We start from the raw sequence: 20994 nt of genomic DNA, 5'->3' as shown, positions 1-20994 counted from the left end.
TATACCAAACAAAACAAAAGTCCTAGAAGCTAACTTCTAGGACTTTTGTTGTTTATATTTATGCGTGTAAACAAAAAAAGAGAGCAACATTATGTTACTCTCTTCTGTAAAATTGTATTTATGTTATTTATTCTTCTTCTCCTGAAGTATCTTCCTCTTCTTTGTTAATACTGTTTTCTAGTATGTTTAACTTCTTCAGCTTTGCTTTCCAGGTATTTAAAGAATCTTTTTGACTATTTATATTTTTAAGAACATTTTTTACTAAAGGATTTTCTTCTGAAGCGTTAGAAAAGAATTGTAAATTATTTTCTAATTGACGTATTTCATTTTTACTTTCATCAATTTTCCTTTTAATAAATAATCTTTCTTTGTAGATAGCGTTTTCATTATCGCTTGCAGATAATTTTTGAATTTTATCACCGTACTTAAGTAATTCAGATTCTTGTTTACTAATATCTAGCTTTCTGAAAATAGCATCTAAAATGGTATTAAACTTGTTATTAATGTTTTTCTTTTTGAAAGGTACGTGACCATACTTTTTCCATTCATTAATAAATTCTTTTATATCAGCAACGTCTTTAGATCTGTCTCCAGATAATTGAAATTCTTTAAGTTTGTTTAAACACGCTGTTTTGTGTTCAAGGTTTACAAGTTCTTCTTTGCTAGATTGATTTTTTAAAGCGTGTAATCTATCAAAATAATGATTACAAGCTCCTTTAAACTCGTTCCATATTTTATCTGAATACTTTCTAGGGACATGGCCAATAGTTTTCCATTCGCCTTGTATACGTTTCATTTCTTTAGTAGCAACATCCCAATCTTCACTATCTTTGGTGGCAAGAGCAATTTCTAATAATGCTCTTTTTTTATCTAAATTGTCTTGTTGTTCTTTCTTTAAATTTTTGTAGAAAGCATTTTTAGATTTATTAAATGTTTTAACGGCTTCCTTAAATGTTGCCCAAGTTTCCTCATTAAATTTCTGAGGTACTTTACCTGCTTTAAAAAATTCTTCTCTTAGAGCTTCAATTTCTTTAATTTGTTTTTGAAGTTCTTTGTGATTGCTAGAAGTGTTTTCTGCAATGTCTTTGATCTTAGAAATTATATCATTCTTTTTCTCTAAGTTAACCTCGTAAACTTTGTCTAGATCTTTATAGTAATCTTGTCTTCTTTGATGTAAAACTTTAGTAGCGTTACTAAATTCTTCCCAAATTTGTTCTCTATGATCTTTACCAACAGGACCAATATCTTCTTTCCAGATTTTATGTAATGTTTGTAGCTCTCTAAAAGCTTTGTTTAAGTCTGGTTCATTGGCTAATGCATTAGCACGAACAATAAGTTTAAGTTTTTCTTCTAAATTGTGCTTAAAATCTAAATCTCTTAACTCTCTGTTTAAGTGTAAAAAGTCGTAGAATATTTCAATGTGGTGGTGGTAAGTACGCCATACATTGTTATAGTCGGTCCTAGGAATAGGACCTGCGTTACGCCAATTTTCCTGTAGGTCTTTAAAGTTTTTGTAGGTAGTGTTTATATCCTCTTCAACATTTACTAACCCTTTTAGGTCTTCAATTATTTGAAGACGCTTTTCTAGATTAGTTTTTAAGTTGCTTTCTAAGTTTTTGTAATAAGCATCTTTTTTTTCTCTATAATCCGAATACACTTCATTAAACTGTCTTTTAGTTACGGAGTTGTATCTAAAGTCAATTTCATTACCACCATTAGCTATAAATTCTTCTTTCTTGTGCTCAAGAAATTCTTGAAATTTTAAATCAAATTCATATTTGATACCATCAATATGTTTCTTAATGGCTTGTACTTTTTCATTCTTTACTAAGCGCTGTAGTTCTCCAACTAGGTTTTCCATACTCATAGCATGGTAATCTAATAGGGGAATTTCGTGTCTTTGTTGATTGTCATTATCCTCTGCATCTTCTGCATTGGTTTCTTCAATCTCATCTAAAATTTCTTTTTCATCTTTGTTTATTTCCTCAGATGTTTCTTTTTTAGCTGCACCTTCGCTTGTTATTTCAGTAGTTTTCTCTGAAACAGTATTAGCATCAGTAGTTTCTGAATTTTCTTCACCCCCTACATTGTTTTGTAGTTCTTCTTTGCTGTCTTCCAACATAATGTTTGTATTTGGATTTCTTTATACTGGTAATATACTAACAACCAAACAAACCACAAAACTTAATATGTTTTTTTAGATGTCTAAAAATCAATATAAAACAGGTCTTGAATGTTGTTGTTATTATAATTAATGTGTTGTTGTAAAAATTTAAATGCTATGCTATTTTTTTTACTCCAATGGTATTAATGTTAGAAACGTGAATATCATAGTCTATACCTACTTTATTATATACATTTTGCATTTCTTTTGCTACTTTTTCTGCAATTTCTTTTCCTTGGCTTAAAGCAAAGATTGAAGGTCCGGAACCAGAAATACCACAACCCAACGCACCAGCATTTAACGATGCAGATTTAACATTGTCAAAAGCAGGTATAAGAATAGATCTTATAGGTTCTACTATGTGGTCTTCTAGAGATCTTCCTATTAGCTCATAATCTTCTGTGTAAAGACCAGCTATTAATCCGCCAACATTTCCCCATTGTTTTATACCGTCTGCTAAATAAATAGTTGTTTTTAGTATTTTTCTTGAGTCTGATGTTTTAATTTCTATTTGCGGGTGAATTACAGTAGCGTATAATTCTCTAGGTGTATTTATTTTTATAATATCTAAAGGATTATAGCTTCGGACTAAAGTAAAACCGCCATATATAGCAGGAGCAACATTATCTGCATGTTGTACTCCACTGGCTAATTCTTCACCTTTCATAGCAAATTGCACTAATTCTAAATTAGAAAAAGGTTCTCCTAATAACTTGTTCATAGCCCAAACGGCACCAGTAGAGCTGGCTGCACTACTTCCAATACCGCTGCCAGCTTTGATTTTTTTATAAATTTCTATTTCAAAACCACCACTGTAATTAGTAGCAGATAATAACGCTAAGCCAGCTACGCCAGCTACATTTTTATGTGTTTCTAAAGGTAAATCTTGACCTTCTATTTTGGTTATTGTAATGCCTTTTTTAGTTGTTTTTTTTACAACCATTTCATCGCCAACATTGTCTAGTGCAACTCCTAGAACGTCAAAACCACAAGAAATATTAGCAATAGTTGCAGGACAGAATACTCTGATTTCGTTTTTCATAATTAAAAGTTTCCTATTCTTATTATATCAGCAAAAATTCCAGAAGCCGTAACATCTGCACCTGCACCAGCACCTTTAATAATCATAGGTTGGTTAGGGTATCTTTCAGTAAAAAATAAAACAATATTGTCACTTCCTTCTAAATTATAAAAATCGTGTCCTTTAGGAATATGTTGTAGTCCAACACTAGCTTTACCGTCTTCAAATTGAGCTACATACTTTAATTTTGAGTGTTTTTCTGCCGCTGCTTTATACATGTCTTGAAAAGATGCTTCATGTTTAATCAATGAAGCAAAAAAGTCATCATTATTAGTTGTTTTTAAACTTTCTTCAGGTAAAAACGGTGCATTTTTAATTTCTTCAATATCTAATTTATAACCACTTTCTCTTGCTAGAATTAAAATTTTACGAGCAACATCAATCCCACTTAAATCAATTTTAGGGTCGGGTTCTGTGTAGCCTTCTTCTTGTGCTTGTTTTACAACATCATGAAATGTAGTTTTATCATTAAAATTATTGAATACAAAATTTAAACTACCAGATAAAACAGCTTGTATTTTTAAAATTTTATCTCCTGAAGCAATTAAATGTTTTAGAGTATCTATAATTGGTAAGCCAGCACCAACATTAGTTTCAAATAAAAACGGAGCATTGTATTTTTGCGCTAAATACTTTAATTTACTATAATTAGTATATTCAGATGAACAGGCAATTTTATTACATGTAACCACAGAAATACTATTGCTTAAATAGTCTGCATAAGTATTAGATACTGTTGCGCTAGCTGTATTATCTACAAATATGCTGTTTCTGTAATTTAGTTTATTTACTTTATCAAAAAAGGCTTCTTTATTTGCTTTTTCTCCACTAGTAAGCAATGTTTCCCAATTTTTTAGAGAGATACCTTCTTCGTCAAAAAACATAGTTCTTGAATTGGAAATACCAATAACTCTTATATTTAGTTTTAAATTTTCCTTTAGATATTTTTTTTGTTGTTTAACTTGATGCAATAGTTTAGAACCTACATTGCCTACTCCCATAATAAACAAATTTAATTGTTTTGTGTTTTCTTCAAAAAACTTTTCGTGAAGAGAGTTTAGGGCTTTTTTAACGTCATTTTTATCTATAACAGCAGAAATATTACGTTCTGATGATCCCTGAGCTATAACTCTAATGTTTACATTATTTTTTCCTAGCGTGCTAAACATTTTACCGCTTAACCCTTGGTGATTCTTCATATGATCACCAACTAAAGCTATAATAGCAAGATCATTTTCTACTAATACTGGTTTTATTTTTTTTAATGAGATTTCATATTCAAATTCATTATTAATAGCTTCTTCTGCTAAATTAACGTCATTGGCATCAATTGCAACACAAATAGAGTGTTCTGATGATGCTTGAGTAATAAGTATAATGCTTATTTGTGCTATAGATAAAACTTCAAAAAAGCGCTTAGATATTCCTGGAATTCCTACCATACCTGGACCTTCTAAAGAAATAAGGCTTATATTTTCTATATGACTAATACCGCGAACTGTTTTACCATTTTGTTCCAGATTTTTTGTAATAGTAGTACCCTGAGATTCAGGATTAAATGTGTTTTTAATTGTAATAGGAATTCCTTTTGTGAGTACAGGTTGTATTGTAGGAGGATACAGTACTTTGGCACCAAAGTGAGAAAGCTCCATTGCTTCTTTATATGATATATTAACTATAGCTTTAGCTTGTTTTACAAGTTTTGGATTGGCAGTATACATACCGCTAACGTCTGTCCAAATCTCTAAATCATTTGCGTTAACAGCAGCTGCAATAATTGCAGCTGTATAATCTGATCCACCACGACCTAAAGTAGTAGAGTCTCCTTTTACTGAAGAAGCTATAAAACCACCCAATACCGTAATTTTAGCAGAATTATTATTAAAAAAATCTTCAATTGAATTATTTGTGTCATCAAAATTATAAATAGCTGCTTTTCCGTAATTTGAATTTGTTTTTAAAAGCTCTCTACTATCTTTATATACAGCATCTAAGTCTTGAGAAATAAAATATTCACTAATTATATAAGAAGATAGTAACTCGCCATAGCTAACAATTTTATCAGATAGTTTTGGTGTTATTTCTCCAATAAAAAATGCACCTTCTAATAAGGTTTCTAAAATGTTTAGCTCGTTTTTTACTTTACTTAAAACTCTACTTTGGTTAGTAACAGGCACTAGTTCTTTTATGGTAGAAAGGTGTCTATCTTCAATCTCTAAAAATACTTTTTTGTAGTCTTCTTGGTGTATTGAAGCTAATTCTGCAGCTTTTAATAATAGATCTGTTACGCCTCCAAAAGCAGAAACAACTACAGCTGTCTTTTCAGTAGAATTTTTAACTATATTTTTAACTAACCCTATGTTATTGGCATTGGCAACCGAAGTTCCGCCGAACTTTAATACTTTCATTGTAAAATAATTATAGATTTTTGTAAGTTGTATTGATAAAACAATACGTATAACGGACGTGTATTATATAGCAAATTACCCCAATGGGGTAATTGTTGTGTTAGTAATAACACAAGTAAAAATTGTAGTAGAAAATGTAGTTACGTTGTCCAAAATGTTTGTTTAAGCTTTGCTTATTAACAAATCAAATGTAGTACTTTTGTCTTTTTAAACAAATGATTTCTAAAACTTTTACCATTTTAATAGTAAAAGCCTAATATTTTTATTGAATGAAGATTTTTACAGGAGAACAGATATACCAAGCTGATAAATTTACAATTAAAAAACAGCAAATTACTAGTGATGAGCTAATGGAGCGTGTTGCAGTACAAATATTTAACTGGTTGCACTTGCGTTTGCAAGGAGCACAACCTAAAATACATTTGTTTTGTGGTATAGGTAATAATGGAGGAGATGGTTTAGCTGTTGCAAGACATTTACAAGAGCACGGTTATAATATAGAAGTGTACATTGTAAATTATAATGAAAAAAGAACAGATGAGTTTTTAACAAACTTAAAACGTTTAAAGGATAGAAATGTTTGGCCTAACTTTTTGTCTGAGGAGACGGAATTACCACAAATAGGTAGAGAAGATATTGTTGTAGATGCTATTTTTGGTATTGGTTTAAATAGAACACCTGTGACTTGGGTAGCTAAGTTGATGACTCATATAAACAAAACAGAAGCTTTTATTTTAGCGGTAGATGTTCCATCGGGCTTATTTTTAAATAAAGTTGTAGAGGATCCTAATGCTATAATACAGGCAAATCATATACTTACTTTTCAGTCACCTAAATTAGCTTTCTTTTTACCGCAAACGGGTATTTATTGCAATCAGTGGGAAATAATAGATATAGGTGTTGATGTAGAATATTTAACCGTTACAGAAACGGAGTACACATTAATTAGTAAAAATGAAGTTTTACAAAGTTATATTCCCAGAGAAAAATTTGGTCATAAAGGAACTTATGGTCATTCTTTAATAATTGGTGGTAGTTATGGTAAAATTGGAGCTACAATACTAGCAGCTAAAGGAGCTTTAAATGCTGGTAGCGGATTGGTATCTGCCTTTTTACCTAAGTGTGGTTATGTGCCTATGCAGAGTTCTATGCCAGAAATTATGGTGCAGACAGCAGACAATGACACTATTGTTTCTGATTTTAATTTTGATTTAGAGCCAACAGTAATAGGTGTTGGTCCTGGTTTAGGAAAAGAAAAGGAAACTGTGACTGCTTTTGTAAGCTTTTTAAAGCAAAATAAATCACCTTTAGTTATAGATGCTGATGCTCTAAATATCTTATCAGAAAATAAAGAATTATTTAGTTTATTACCAGAAGATAGTGTGTTAACACCGCATCCTAAAGAGTTAGAGCGTTTGGTTGGTAAGTGGGATAATGATTTTGATAAATTAGAAAAAGCTAAGTTGTTTTCTGTAGAACACAAATGTGTGCTTGTTATAAAAGGAGCCCATACTATAGTATTATATAAAGGCAAAGGATTTATAAATACATCAGGTAATCCAGGGATGGCAACTGCTGGTAGTGGTGATGTGTTAACAGGAGTAATAACTGGGTTAATTGCACAAGGATATCCGCAAGTAGTTGCTGCAATTTTTGGTGTTTATTTACACGGTAGTGCAGGGGACTTGGCTGTAGAGAGTTTGGGATATCAATCTCTAACAGCTTCTAATATTGCAAATTCTATAGGAGGGGCGTTTATAGAATTATTTAAAAGGCCAGAGGCTCCACAACAACAGGAACAGCAAAAAGCTTAAATATAGGTTAGAGTAGCGGCACTAAAAGTTATTCTTTAGCTTTTGCTGTCGCTGCAGAACCTAATCTTCTTTTTACCCAAGTTAATGCGTTAGAGTATTCTATAAAAAACTTCATTGGTTTTTTGTAGAACATTTTTTCAATTTTAAAATTATGCATATCTATTTCTTTTACAGAAACAATTGCTAATGCTTTTAAATTTTCTAATCCTCTAACAAAGTTATAAACTGTAGGGTCTATTGCGTAAGAGTTTTTGCGTAAACTAATGTATCCAAAATCTCTGTCTCTAAAATGTATTTCTGAAATGCCTATAATTTGAAAAACTTTTTCTAATGTAATAGTAGTGCCTTCATCAAAAGAAGCTACCATATAATTATCATAGATGTATATTTTTCCAGACTCTAATTGATATTCTTTAACAATTACAGCCTTTCTGGTTTGCCCCATCTTCATATATGTATGTAATAAAATAGTGTTCGGGCGCTAAAATAATTTTATGTTAAGATAATTAGAAAAAAACTAGATAAAAGGTTAATATATCCTTTAACAGTTGCTAATATGAATAATGAATGGCAAAATCTTTAAGTTAAAAGTTTTTAGGTATAAAAAAAAGGGATCAATATGTATTGATCCCTTTTTTAATAAGTTACTTATAATTGTTTATGCTTCAGAAGCTTTACCCTCTTTTTCAATTTTAATTGTAAGTTCATTTTTGTCATCATCTAAATCCATAAAAATACTATCACCTTCTTCTAGTTTAGAATTTACTATTTCTTCAGCTAAAGCATCTTCAATGTACTTTTGAATAGCTCTTTTTAAAGGTCTTGCGCCATATTGTTTGTCAAATCCTTTATCTGCAATGTAGTCTTTAGCTTTTTCAGATAATGTTAAAATGTATCCTATATCTTTAATTCTAGTGTATAGTTTACTTAATTCTATGTCAATAATTTTGTGAATATCTGCTCTTTCTAAAGGATTAAAGACGATAACGTCATCAATTCTATTTAAAAATTCTGGAGCAAACGCTTTTTTAAGAGCGTTTTCTATAACACTTTTTTGGTGTTCATCTGCTTGTGCTTTTTTAGCAGACGTACCAAAACCAACACCTTGTCCAAAGTCTTTTAATTGACGTGCACCAATATTAGATGTCATAATAATGATAGTGTTTCTAAAATCAATTTTACGACCTAAGCTATCAGTTAAAAAACCATCATCTAATACTTGTAGCATCATGTTAAACACATCTGGATGCGCTTTTTCTACTTCGTCTAATAATACAACCGAGTAAGGTTTTCTACGTACTTTTTCAGTTAATTGTCCTCCTTCTTCATAGCCAACGTATCCTGGAGGTGCACCTACTAATCTAGAGATTGCAAATTTCTCCATATACTCACTCATATCAATACGTATAAGTGCATCTTCAGAATCAAACAACTCTTTAGCAAGTACTTTTGCTAATTGTGTTTTACCAACACCAGTTTGACCTAGAAATATAAACGAACCAATTGGCTTGTTAGGATCTTTAAGTCCGGCTCTGTTACGTTGTATTGCTTTAGATACTTTTGCAACTGCATCATCTTGGCCAATAACATTACTTTTAATAAGGTTAGGTAATTCAGCTAACTTATTAATTTCGGTTTGTGCAATTCTGTTTACAGGGATACCACTCATCATAGATACAACATCTGCAACATTTTCTTCTGTTACAGTTTCTCTATGTAATTTACTTTCTTCTTCCCATTTTTCTTGAGCAAGTGCTAAATCTTTTTCAATTCTTTTTTCATCATCTCTTAACTTAGCAGCCTCTTCATAACGTTGTTTTTTAACAACAGTATTTTTAAGTTCCCTAACATCTTCTAATTGTTTTTCTAACTCAAGAATTTGTTTAGGTACATCCATATTTACAATGTGTACTCTAGATCCTGCTTCGTCTAAAGCGTCAATAGCTTTGTCTGGTAAAAAACGATCTGTCATATAACGGTTCGTTAATTTTACGCAGGCTACTAAAGCTTCATCTGTATAATTTACATTGTGGTGTTCCTCATACTTACCTTTAATATTTTGCAAAATTTCTATTGTTTCATCTACAGAAGTAGGCTCTACAATTACTTTTTGAAAACGACGTTCTAAGGCACCATCTTTTTCTATATACTGTCTATACTCATCTAAAGTTGTAGCACCAATACATTGAATTTCTCCACGAGCTAATGCAGGTTTAAACATATTGGATGCATCTAAGCTTCCGGTAGCACCACCAGCACCAACAATAGTGTGTATTTCATCAATAAAAAGAATAATATCATCATTCTTTTCTAGCTCATTCATAACAGCTTTCATACGCTCCTCAAACTGTCCACGGTATTTTGTGCCAGCAACTAAAGAAGCTAAGTCTAGTGTTACAACACGCTTGTTGTATAAAATTCTAGATACTTTTTTATTTATAATACGTAAAGCTAAGCCCTCTGCTATGGCACTTTTACCAACGCCAGGTTCACCAATTAAAAGCGGATTGTTCTTTTTACGACGAGATAAAATTTGCGATACACGCTCTATCTCTTTTTCTCTACCAACAACAGGGTCTAACTTGTTTTCTTCTGCCATTTTGGTTAAATCTCTACCAAAATTATCTAGAACAGGAGTTTTAGATTTTTTGTTAGATTTTGGGCCAGCGGTAGAGCCTCCAAAGCTTTCCTTTTCATCATTGTCACTATCAGAGTCACCAGGAAAAGATTCTGCTCTTGGTGTATCTATATAGTCTTCATCTTTAGTGATGATAGTTTTAAATTCGCTTTTAACATTATCATAATCTACTTTTAGCTTGTGTAAAAGTTTTGTTGTAGGGTCGTTTTCGTTTCTCAAAATACATAATAATAAGTGCGCAGTATTAATAGAAGAACTCTGAAAAAGTTTAGCTTCTAAAAATGTTGTTTTTAACGCGCGTTCTGCTTGCCTTGTTAAGTGCAAGTTTTTTTTATCTTTTTGCAAATTGTCAGAACTAGGGTTTGCTGGGCTTAGTATTTCCACCTTGCGTCGCAAATGATCTAAATCTACCTCTAATGCATCTAATATGTTAATTGCTTTTCCGTTTCCGTCTCTTAGTAACCCAAGCATTAAGTGCTCGGTACCAATAAAATCGTGTCCAAGTCTTAACGCCTCTTCCTTGCTATACGCAATTACATCCTTTACTCTAGGTGAAAAATTGTCATCCATAAATTAATCCTTAATCAATTATAAAAGTAATAAATCTATTTTTATATAAGGCAAATACTGTTCCTATATTCGTTAAAGTTTGATTATTTGTCGAAAAAAGCGGCTTGGACTATCATATTTTAAATAATTATTAACTATTTGCATATTAAAAAGTGTTAATAAATAATGTATTAAAGTGAGTAAATATTACTTTTCTCGTGATGTTTTTATGTATATTGGCATGAATTTTTAATCAAATTAGTATTTAAGATTTTAATATGGCAGAAGGGGAAAAAATTATTCCAATAAACATAGAAGACGAAATGAAATCTGCCTACATTGATTATTCAATGTCGGTTATAGTATCACGTGCCTTGCCAGATGTAAGAGATGGTTTAAAGCCAGTACATAGGAGGGTTTTATATGGTATGCATGAATTGGGTGTTCGTTCCAATAGCGCACATAAGAAATCTGCCCGTATTGTGGGTGAGGTTTTAGGTAAGTATCACCCACACGGAGATACTTCTGTTTATGATTCTATGGTACGTATGGCTCAAGAGTGGAGTTTACGTTATATGCTTGTAGATGGTCAAGGTAACTTTGGTTCTATAGATGGTGATAGCCCTGCAGCAATGCGTTATACAGAAGCACGTATGCGTAAAATTGCCGATGACATGTTGGCAGATATAGATAAGGATACAGTAGATCACCAGTTAAACTTTGACGATTCTTTAAAAGAACCGACAGTTTTACCTGCAAGAATTCCTAACTTATTAGTTAATGGAGCTTCTGGTATTGCAGTAGGTATGGCTACAAATATGCCACCACATAACTTGTCTGAAGTTGTAGATGGTACAATAGCATATATAGATAACAATGATATAGAGATTGATGAGTTAATAACACATATTAAGGCACCAGATTTTCCAACGGGTGGTATTATTTATGGTTATGACGGTGTTAGGGAGGCTTTTAAAACAGGTCGTGGTCGTGTAATGATGCGTGCAAAAGCTACTTTTGAAGAAGTTCAAGGTAGAGAGTGTATTGTAGTTACAGAGATACCATACCAGGTGAATAAGGCTGATATGATTAAGAAAACAGCCGATCTTGTTAACGATAAAAAAATAGAAGGTATTTCTACTATTAGAGATGAATCTGATAGAAACGGTATGCGTATTGTATACATTTTAAAAAGAGATGCTATACCTAATATTGTACTTAATACCTTATTTAAATATACAGCGTTACAAACATCTTTTAGTGTAAACAATATTGCACTTGTAAAAGGTAGACCACAGTTACTTAATGTTAAAGAAATGATTCACTATTTTGTGGAACATAGGCATGAGGTTGTTGTACGTAGAACGCAGTACGAGCTTAAAAAAGCAGAAGACAGAGCTCATATCTTAGAAGGTTTAATTATTGCATCTGATAATATAGATGAAGTAATTGCTATAATTAGAGGCTCTTCTAATGCTGATGAAGCTAGAGAAAACTTAATAGAGAGGTTTAAACTTTCAGAAATACAAGCTAAAGCAATTGTAGAAATGCGTTTGCGTCAATTAACAGGTCTGGAACAAGACAAGTTAAGAGCAGAGTATGACGAAATAGTAAAAACTATAGCAGACTTAAAAGATATTCTTGCTAATGAAGAGCGTAGAATGCAAATTATTAAGGATGAGCTTACTGAAGTTAAAGAGAAATACGGAGACGAAAGAAGATCTGAAATTAATTTTGCAGGTGGCGATTTAAGTATTGAAGATATGATACCAGATGAGCAAGTGGTAATTACCATTTCTCATGCAGGTTATATTAAACGTACACCATTAACAGAGTACAAAACACAAAATAGAGGTGGTGTAGGACAAAAAGCATCATCTACAAGAAACGAAGACTTTTTAGAGCATTTATTTGTTGGTACAAATCACCAATATATGTTGTTCTTTACACAAAAAGGAAAATGTTTCTGGATGCGTGTTTACGAAATACCAGAAGGTAGTAAAACATCTAAAGGTAGAGCAATACAAAACCTAATTAATATAGAGCAAGATGATAAGGTAATGGCCTTTATATGTACACAAGATCTTAAAGATGAAGAGTACGTAAATAGTCACTACGTTATTATGGCAACTAAAAAAGGTACTGTTAAAAAGACATCTTTAGAACAGTATTCTAGACCTCGTTTAAACGGTATTAATGCTATAGGTATTAAAGACGGTGATGAGTTATTAGAAGCTAAATTAACAACAGGTACTAGTCAAATATTCTTAGGATTAAAATCTGGTAAAGCAATTAGGTTTGAGGAGAGCAAGACTAGACCAATGGGTAGAAATGCTTCTGGTGTTAGAGGTATTACACTTGCAGACGATAATGATGAAGTTGTAGGTATGATATCTGTACACAACTTTGATGATAATATTTTAGTAGTTTCTGAAAAAGGTTACGGAAAACGTTCTAGCTTAGAAGATTACAGAATTACAAACAGAGGAGGTAAAGGTGTTAAAACTATTAGTGTTACTGATAAAACAGGAGGACTTGTAGCTATTAAAAATGTTACCGATTCTGATGATTTAATGATTATTAATAAGTCTGGTATTGCAATACGTATGGGCGTAGAAGATTTACGTGTAATGGGTAGAGCAACACAAGGTGTTAGATTAATAAATATAAAAGGAAAAGATTCTATTGCAGCAGTTGCAAAAGTTATGAAAGACGAAGACGCTGTAGACGAAGAAGGTTTAGAAGGAGAAACTCCTGACGCTATAGAAGGTGATGCTTCTACAGAAGATGGCACGGCTCTTGATAATGATACAACGGAATCAACTGAAGAATAAATTTTTTACACTAATTATTTAATAGAAATTGAAATGAAAACTAAATTTTTAATATTAACGGCAGCAATGTCTTTTTCTGCAATGACTTTTGCACAAAAGAATGAAGTTAAGGCTGCTGATAAAGCATTAAAATCTGATAATGCAGCAGAAGCTAAAGCTGCTCTAGCAAAAGCAGAACCATTATTAGGATCTGCAGATGCAAAAACAAAAGCGTTATACTACTTAGTAAAAGGAAAAACATATTCTAAACTAGCTAAGGCTGGTGAGCAAGGTGCTTTTAAAGAGTCTATTGCTGCTTTTAATGATTTAATTGCTTACGAAGAAGAAGTAGGTAAAAAGAAATACACAGTAGAAGCTAAACAGGCTATGACTGGTATGACTGGTGATATTGTTAATGCTGCAATTAAAGATAATAACGAGAAAAAGTTTGATGCTGGTGCAGATAAACTTTACTTAGCATATAATTTAAGTAAAAAAGATACAGTTTATTTATTTTATGCTGCTAACAGTGCTGTTAATGCACAAAATATGGAAAAAGCACTTAAGTACTATAATGAACTTAAAGACTTAAACTATGATGGTAGCGAAGTAAAATACTCTGCTGTAAACATTGCAACAGGAGAAAGAGAAGAAATGGCTAAAGCACAAAGAGATTTGATGGTGAAGTCTAAACAATACAAAGAGCCAAAAGAGGAGAAGTCTCCATCTAGAAAAGCAGAAATTGTTAAAAACATAGCACTTATTTATACTCAATTAGGAGAAGATGAAAAAGCATTAGAAGCTTACAAAGAAGCAAGAGCCAATAATCCTGGTGATGTAAATTTAATTTTAAACGAGGCTAACTTACAGTATAAATTGGGTCATAAAGATCAGTTTAAAGTATTAATGGCAGAAGCTACTAGAGTAGACCCTAACAATCCAGATTTGTTTTACAATATTGGTGTTATTAATATGGAGCAAGATAATATTGCAGAAGCAAGATCTGCTTATGAAAAAGCAATTGAACTTAATCCAGCTTATGTTAACGCGCAATTAAACTTATCTACTACGTATGTAAACGAAGGTAACGGATTAATTGATGCGATGAATGCACTAGGAAGTTCTAGAGCAGATATTGCTAAGTATGATGAGTTAAAAGCACAAAAAGACGGGTTGTTTAAAGAAGGAGCTCAAATTTTAGAAGATGCTTTAAAACAAACTCCAGGTAACCAAGCATTGTTATCACAGTTAAAGAATATTTATGGTGCATTAGGTGATACAGAAAACTTTATGCGTTTAAAGAAGTTGTTAGGAGAGTAATCTTTTAATATATAATAACTAAAAAAGCCTTCAGAAATGAAGGCTTTTTTTATGCGTGTAAAACAAGTTAAATTGTTATTAAATAATCTTTTTTATAACTCGTAACTGGTGAGTGTATTTTTTCAATTCAGCATTAAAAATTCCAGTATGGTCTATACGGTCTATACGTACTTTTCCGTGACAATGAATAATATAATTGTCTTGCATAATAATACCCACGTGATCTATAATACCTTCCTTATTATCAAAAAATGCCAAGTCTCCAGGTTCACTTTCTTCAATAAAACTTAAAGGTTCTCCTTGTGTAGACTGTTCTTGTGCTGTACGTAATAATTTGTACCCACTTATTTTATAAACCATTTGTGTTAAACCAGCACTATCTGTACCAAACGGAGTTTTTCCGCCAGACAAATACGGACTGTTTAAGTACATTAATGCAGCATCTATAAGTTTTGCTTTAGCTTGTACACCCTGTATATAGTTACCATCATAAGAGTGGTCTAATATTGGAATTCCGTTTAAAACAGAACCTACTAAAATTGGCATTAAGTCATTACTACCTGCAGATATAAAAGCTATTAAGTCAGAGCTTAAAGCAACATCTGTAGTGGCTTCTAAAGCTGTATATTCATCTTCCTCTATAAGTACGTATTGGTTATTGCTAACCCAAGCTTCAATACCATCAAAAGCAATTCTTATTCTACTCCAAAATTTACGGTGTTCCAAAACCTTAAAATGGTCGCCATATAAAAGCTGTGCGACCATTTCTGAATTTTCTTCTGGGGTTAACCTTACTGGAACTATACTAAGATTACAAATACCGTATTGCATAAAAATTGTTCTATTCCGCTATATTACGCTTTTTCTAAAACAATTGCAGATGCACCACCACCGCCATTACAAATAGCAGCAGCTCCAATTTTTCCGTTATTTTGTTCTAATACACTTAGTAAAGTAATTACAATTCTGGCTCCAGAGCAACCAAGTGGGTGTCCTAAAGATACTGCGCCTCCATTTACATTTACATTAGTATCTGTTAAACCTAATATTTTCATATTTGCTAAACCAACAACAGAAAAAGCCTCGTTAAACTCAAAATAATCTACGTCTCCTATTTCTATACCTGCTTTTCCTAAAGCTTTTGGTAATGCTTTAGATGGTGCTGTTGTAAACCATTCTGGTTCGTGTGCAGCATCTGCATAACTTTTTATTTTAGCTAATGGTGTTAGGTTTAATTCTTTTGCTTTATCTGCACTCATAAGTACAAGAGCAGCAGCACCGTCATTAATAGTAGATGCGTTAGCAGCAGTTACAGTACCTTCTTTTGTAAAAGCAGGTCTTAATGCTGGTATTTTTTCTAGTTTAACGTTTTTAAATTCTTCGTCTTCAGAAACAATAACAGGCTCGCCTCTTCTTTGTGGTACTTCTACAGGTACTACTTCATTAGCAAACTTACCTTGTTCCCATGCAGCTGCAGATCTCTTATAAGACTGTATTGCAAAATTATCTTGATCTTCTCTACTAAACTCATATTCTGTAGCACATGCATCTGCACAAACGCCCATAGCGTTTTGGTCATACGCATCTACTAAACCATCTTTTTGTAAACCATCTACTAATGATGTTGGTCCAAATTTTTGTCCGTTTCTTAAATGTACATAGTGTGGTACCATACTCATATTTTCCATACCACCAGCAACAACAATATCATTATCACCTAAAGCAATAGATTGTGCAGCTTGCATTATAGTTTTCATACCAGAAGCACAAACTTTATTTATTGTTGTGCAAGGAACTGTGTTAGGTATACCAGCATAAATAGCCGCTTGCCTTGCAGGAGCTTGCCCTACACCAGCTTGTACTACATTACCCATTAAAACTTCTTGAACCTGAGATGGCTCTAGTTTTATTTTATCTAAAGCGCCTTTTATAGCAATTGCACCTAATTTTGGTGCAGCAACACTAGATAATGATCCTAAAAAACTCCCAATTGGAGTTCTTGCCATAGAAACTATAACAACATCTTTCATAAATTCTAAATTTTTTGGTGTTGCAAAATTAATAAATTAATGCACATAGAACAGGGTTCTTTTGTCAAAACCATTTTTTAAGCGCATAATTTTCTATTTTTGGAAAAAGTTACTTTAACTACAAAAAATATCTTGGAGAAAATATATAAAAATCAATCGTTACTTTACAAGTGCTTTCTTTATGTTGGCACTATCTTTTTAATTGTATTTTTCTTTCCAAAAGGAGGTAAGTTTAAGTATGAGTTTCAAAAAGGAAAACCTTGGCAGTACGAGAATTTATACGCACCGTTTGATTTTTCAATAAAGAAAGATGTATCTGAGATTGATAAGGAAAAGCAAACGGTTACAAATAATCATCTAGACTATTACAGCTACAATCAAGACATAGTTTCATCTGTTTATAAAAACTACACGACTAATTTTGATAAGGTTTTTAAAAATTCTGATTTTAATTCCGAAGAAAAAAGATACTTAAAAACTGTTGGTAAAGAAATATTAGGTACACTTTATGCTAACGGAATTTTAAAAAAGAATAAAGTTACGTCTAAAGCCCAAAAGCTTTTTTTACTACGTAATAATGAAGCTAAAGAATTAAGCTTTAAAGATATTACAAGCATACAAAATATAGATAAAATTATAACTTCTGTATTACGTGAAAAACAGTTAACAGGGTATAATACAAAGTTTAAACAATTGTTTTTTGATATTGTTAAACCTAATGTGTTTTACAATGATAATATCTCTAAAAAATCTTTAAATGAAGAATTAGCTAAAATTTCTGTAACAAGAGGAACCGTAGACGAGGGTAAGCTAATTATTGTAAAAGGAGAAGTTGTAGAGGCAGAAAACTATAAAATATTAAACTCTTTAAAACAGGAGTTTGAGTCTGAGCTTTGGACTGAAAATAATTATTACGTAATAGTATCTGGTTACACTATTTTGGTAGCATTAGTATTACTTATGTTATTACTTTTTTTAAAAAAATATAGAACATCTGTATTTAAAAATAACACCAAGGTAACCTTTATCTTTTTCAATATTTTATTAATGGTTTTTATAACTACTATGGTTATAAAGTATAATGAAGCCTATGTTTACGTAGTACCACTTTGTATTTTACCGTTAATATTAAAAACTTTTTTTGATGCCCGTTTGGGACTTTTTGTACACGTACTTACATTGCTTATTTTAGGCTTTGTAGTGCCTAATAGTTTTGAGTATATTTTTCTTCAGATAATGGCAGGTATTGTAACCATTTTAACAGTTTCTCAACTATATAAAAGAGCCAATTTATTTATTTCTGTTGGTCAAATTACGTTAATATATATTATAGGTTATTTTGCTTTTCATATTATACACGAGGGTAATTTAAATAATATGTACGCTATTACTTTTGGAGTATTTTTATTAAACGGAATGATTACACTTTTTGTGCAACCGCTTATTTACATTTATGAAAAAATATTTGGTTTGGTTTCTGATGTGTCTCTACTAGAACTATCAGATACCAACTCTAAGTTGCTTAAAGAACTGTCTAACAAAGCACCAGGTACATTTCATCATTCTTTACAAGTAGCAAATTTAGCTGAGGCTGCAGCACAAGAAATTGGAGCAAATGCAATGTTGGTTAGGGTAGGTGCTTTATACCACGACATTGGTAAAATGAAAAATCCTACCTATTTTACAGAGAATCAGGTAACTAATGTAAATCCGCATAACGAGCACACACCAATAGAAAGTGCAAAAATTATAATTAATCACGTTTTAGACGGAATAGAAATAGCACGTAAAAATAATTTGCCAGACCGTGTTATAGATTTTATTAGAGTACACCACGGAACATCTAAAGTGTATTATTTTTACAAAAAGCAATCTGAGATAGATGAAAATGTAAATGAGGACGATTTTAAATATCCTGGTCCATTACCTTTTTCTAAAGAAACAGCAATTTTAATGATGGCAGATGCTGTAGAAGCTGCATCTAAAAGTTTAAAAAATCCTACTTTTTTAATGATAGATGAGTTTGTAGATAAGATTATAGACGGACAAATGAGAGCCAACCAATACTCTAATGCAAACATTACCTTTAAAGAAATTGTAGAAATTAAAAAGGTCTTAAAGTTAAAGCTTACCAATATTTATCACCTTAGAATAGAATATCCAGAGTAATTAAAAGTTACTCTAACTAACCATTAAATTTTATAAACTATTATATTATGAAAACATACGTTGTTTCAGTAAATAATGAAGAAATAGCTTTAGATAGTAAGGATATTTCTGAGTTAGATATTGTTAAAAAATCAGAATCGGAATTCCATATTTTAGAAGATAATAAAAAGTATAGTGCTAAATTATTGCACGCAAATTATTTAGCAAAAGAGCTTACCGTAGAGGTAAACGGAAATACATATACTATTGCTATTGCAGATGAGTACGACCAAATGGTTAAACAAATGGGGTTACTAACATCTAACACTAAAAAAGAAAAGAATATTAATGCTCCTATGCCAGGGCTTATTTTAGATATTTTGGTTGCTGAAGGTCAAGAGATAAATGAAGGAGAGCAAGTATTGGTATTATCTGCAATGAAAATGGAAAACATTATTACGGCACCTAGTGATGGCGTAGTAAAGTTAATAAATGTTGCTAAGGATGATGCGGTAGAAAAAGGACAATTATTAATAGAGATCGCATAAAAATGAAAAAAATTCTAGTTGCAAATAGAGGAGAAATTGCATTACGAGTAATGCGCTCTGCTAAAAAAATGGGAATAAAAACTGTTGCTGTCTTTTCTGATGTAGATAGGGAGGCACCACACGTAAAGTTTGCAGATGAAGCGGTATGCTTGGGAGCAGCACCATCTTCTGAGTCTTACTTGGTTATGGAAAAAGTCTTAAAAGCTGCACAGGATACTGGGGCAGATGGTATACATCCAGGATATGGTTTTTTAAGTGAAAATGCTGAATTTGCTAAAAAAGTAGAAAAAGCAGGTATCACATTTATTGGTCCAAGGCCACACGCTATAGAAGTTATGGGAAATAAGTTAGCTGCAAAAGAAGCGGTTAAAGATTATAATATTCCTATGGTTCCTGGTATTGAAGAAGCTATTACAGATGTAGCTTTGGCAACCAAAATAGCAAAAGAAATAGGCTTTCCTATACTTATTAAAGCTGCTGCTGGTGGGGGTGGTAAAGGTATGCGAGTTGTAGAAAATATTGAAGAGTTGCCAGAGCAAATGAAACGTGCCATTAGTGAAGCTGTTGCTGCCTTTGGAGACGGATCTGTTTTTATTGAAAAATATGTGGCTTCTCCACGACATATAGAAATTCAGGTTTTAGCAGATAATCACGGTAATGTGGTTCATTTATATGAGCGCGAATGTAGCATACAACGTAGACATCAAAAAGTGGTAGAAGAAGCGCCTTCTGTTGTACTAACTCCAGAAATTAGAGAAGCTATGGGAGATGCTGCTATAAAAGTGGCAAAAGCCTGTGACTATGTTGGTGTGGGTACAGTTGAATTTTTATTAGATGCTGATAAAAATTTCTATTTTTTAGAAATGAATACACGTTTACAAGTAGAGCATCCTGTTACAGAATTAATTACAGGTGTAGACTTGGTAGAGCAACAAATTAAAGTTGCAAGAAATGAGACATTGCAAATCACACAAAACAATTTAAAAATAAAAGGTCATGCTGTAGAAGTTAGGGTTTATGCAGAAGATCCCTTGGATAACTTTATGCCTAGTATTGGTACGTTATCAACCTACAAAAGACCAAAAGGTAAAGGCATACGTTTAGATGATGGTTTTGAAGAAGGTATGGAAATACCTATTTATTATGATCCTATGTTGTCTAAATTAATAACCTACGGAGATACCAGAGAAGAAGCAATACAATTAATGCTTACTGCTATTGAAGATTATAAAATTGAAGGAGCATCTACAACACTGTCTTTTGGAAAGTTTGTTTGTGAGCATCCTGCATTTTTATCTGGAGATTTTGATACACATTTTGTTAAAAAATACTATTCTGCAGATAAGTTAATAGCAGCTCGTTTACCAGAACATAAAGTGGCAGCCTTATTTGGCGTACACTTATTTAACGAGTATACTAAAATAGTAAAAACACCAGAACAAGAAACTTCCAATTGGAGAACTAACAGAAATACAAAGTAA

The 20994-nt window shown here is 32.0% G+C and carries 13 protein-coding genes; 6 read left to right on the top strand and 7 right to left on the bottom strand.

Annotation, left to right across the window (positions count from 1 at the left end; genetic code table 11):
• Window positions 1-127: 127 nt before the first annotated feature.
• The 3 genes from AX016_RS15315 to thrA all read right to left on the bottom strand — a co-directional run bounded on the left by AX016_RS15315 (window position 128) and on the right by thrA (window position 5653).
• Window positions 128-2122, bottom strand: a complete 1995-nt coding sequence (locus tag AX016_RS15315) for a DUF349 domain-containing protein (protein WP_100896448.1) — start codon at window positions 2120-2122, stop codon at window positions 128-130.
• Window positions 2123-2279: 157 nt separating this feature from the next.
• The gene (locus AX016_RS15310; protein ID WP_100896447.1) at window positions 2280-3206 is read right to left on the bottom strand and encodes a homoserine kinase; all 927 of its coding nucleotides are present in this window, start codon (window positions 3204-3206) and stop codon (window positions 2280-2282) included.
• A 2-nt stretch (window positions 3207-3208) separates the two neighbouring features.
• Entirely contained in the window at window positions 3209-5653 is a 2445-nt protein-coding gene (thrA, locus tag AX016_RS15305; protein WP_100896446.1) for a bifunctional aspartate kinase/homoserine dehydrogenase I, read from the bottom strand.
• Window positions 5654-5922: 269 nt separating this feature from the next.
• On the opposite strand from thrA, the gene AX016_RS15300 reads away from it, so the two are divergent.
• Window positions 5923-7467, top strand: coding sequence for an NAD(P)H-hydrate dehydratase (locus tag AX016_RS15300; RefSeq protein WP_100896445.1), 1545 nt, complete (start codon window positions 5923-5925; stop codon window positions 7465-7467).
• Window positions 7468-7495: 28 nt separating this feature from the next.
• On the opposite strand, the gene AX016_RS15295 is transcribed toward AX016_RS15300, so the two are convergent.
• Window positions 7496-7918, bottom strand: coding sequence for an STAS/SEC14 domain-containing protein (locus AX016_RS15295; protein WP_198519447.1), 423 nt, complete (start codon window positions 7916-7918; stop codon window positions 7496-7498).
• Window positions 7919-8125: 207 nt separating this feature from the next.
• On the bottom strand, window positions 8126-10675 hold the full coding sequence (locus AX016_RS15290; protein WP_100896443.1) for an ATP-dependent Clp protease ATP-binding subunit: 2550 nt from the start codon (window positions 10673-10675) through the stop codon (window positions 8126-8128).
• A 257-nt stretch (window positions 10676-10932) separates the two neighbouring features.
• On the opposite strand from AX016_RS15290, the gene gyrA reads away from it, so the two are divergent.
• Window positions 10933-13488 carry a DNA gyrase subunit A gene (gene gyrA, locus AX016_RS15285; protein WP_100896442.1) on the top strand — a complete coding sequence of 852 codons (2556 nt, stop codon included), beginning with the start codon at window positions 10933-10935 and terminating at the stop codon, window positions 13486-13488.
• 33 nt (window positions 13489-13521) lie between these two features.
• The gene (locus AX016_RS15280) at window positions 13522-14787 is read left to right on the top strand and encodes a tetratricopeptide repeat protein (RefSeq protein ID WP_100896441.1); all 1266 of its coding nucleotides are present in this window, start codon (window positions 13522-13524) and stop codon (window positions 14785-14787) included.
• Window positions 14788-14865: 78 nt separating this feature from the next.
• Here AX016_RS15280 and AX016_RS15275 read toward each other — a convergent pair whose 3' ends face one another.
• Entirely contained in the window at window positions 14866-15618 is a 753-nt protein-coding gene (locus AX016_RS15275; RefSeq protein ID WP_100896440.1) for a C40 family peptidase, read from the bottom strand.
• A gap of 23 nt (window positions 15619-15641) precedes the next feature.
• Entirely contained in the window at window positions 15642-16817 is a 1176-nt protein-coding gene (locus AX016_RS15270) for an acetyl-CoA C-acyltransferase (RefSeq protein WP_100896439.1), read from the bottom strand.
• 132 nt (window positions 16818-16949) lie between these two features.
• On the opposite strand from AX016_RS15270, the gene AX016_RS15265 reads away from it, so the two are divergent.
• From AX016_RS15265 to accC, 3 genes are read left to right on the top strand one after another with little or no spacing between them, the layout of a single operon-like run.
• Entirely contained in the window at window positions 16950-18986 is a 2037-nt protein-coding gene (locus AX016_RS15265) for an HD family phosphohydrolase (RefSeq protein WP_100896882.1), read from the top strand.
• A 47-nt stretch (window positions 18987-19033) separates the two neighbouring features.
• A complete protein-coding gene (locus tag AX016_RS15260) occupies window positions 19034-19513 on the top strand; it encodes an acetyl-CoA carboxylase biotin carboxyl carrier protein subunit (protein WP_100896438.1) in 480 nt (159 codons plus the stop codon).
• 2 nt (window positions 19514-19515) lie between these two features.
• Complete coding sequence (accC, locus tag AX016_RS15255) at window positions 19516-20994, top strand: acetyl-CoA carboxylase biotin carboxylase subunit (protein WP_100896437.1); 1479 nt, start codon at window positions 19516-19518, stop codon at window positions 20992-20994.

It is taken from the genome of Cellulophaga sp. RHA19 (assembly GCF_002813425.1).
GTDB lineage: Bacteria > Bacteroidota > Bacteroidia > Flavobacteriales > Flavobacteriaceae > Cellulophaga.
The sequence above is the reverse complement of the archived record's forward strand: the minus strand, read 5'-3'. Positions and strand labels throughout refer to the sequence as shown.

Bases quoted from the DNA above. Each gene is read 5' to 3' on its own strand.
- AX016_RS15260 (WP_100896438.1), top strand. From the start codon at position 19,034: ATGAAAACATACGTTGTTTCAGTAAATAATGAAGAAATAGCTTTAGAT.
- AX016_RS15300 (WP_100896445.1), top strand. From the start codon at position 5,923: ATGAAGATTTTTACAGGAGAACAGATATACCAAGCTGATAAATTTACA.
- accC (WP_100896437.1), top strand. From the start codon at position 19,516: ATGAAAAAAATTCTAGTTGCAAATAGAGGAGAAATTGCATTACGAGTA.
- AX016_RS15275 (WP_100896440.1), bottom strand. From the start codon at position 15,618: ATGCAATACGGTATTTGTAATCTTAGTATAGTTCCAGTAAGGTTAACC.
- AX016_RS15310 (WP_100896447.1), bottom strand. From the start codon at position 3,206: ATGAAAAACGAAATCAGAGTATTCTGTCCTGCAACTATTGCTAATATT.
- AX016_RS15270 (WP_100896439.1), bottom strand. From the start codon at position 16,817: ATGAAAGATGTTGTTATAGTTTCTATGGCAAGAACTCCAATTGGGAGT.
- AX016_RS15280 (WP_100896441.1), top strand. From the start codon at position 13,522: ATGAAAACTAAATTTTTAATATTAACGGCAGCAATGTCTTTTTCTGCA.
- gyrA (WP_100896442.1), top strand. From the start codon at position 10,933: ATGGCAGAAGGGGAAAAAATTATTCCAATAAACATAGAAGACGAAATG.
- AX016_RS15315 (WP_100896448.1), bottom strand. From the start codon at position 2,122: ATGTTGGAAGACAGCAAAGAAGAACTACAAAACAATGTAGGGGGTGAA.
- AX016_RS15290 (WP_100896443.1), bottom strand. From the start codon at position 10,675: ATGGATGACAATTTTTCACCTAGAGTAAAGGATGTAATTGCGTATAGC.
- AX016_RS15295 (WP_198519447.1), bottom strand. From the start codon at position 7,918: ATGAAGATGGGGCAAACCAGAAAGGCTGTAATTGTTAAAGAATATCAA.
- thrA (WP_100896446.1), bottom strand. From the start codon at position 5,653: ATGAAAGTATTAAAGTTCGGCGGAACTTCGGTTGCCAATGCCAATAAC.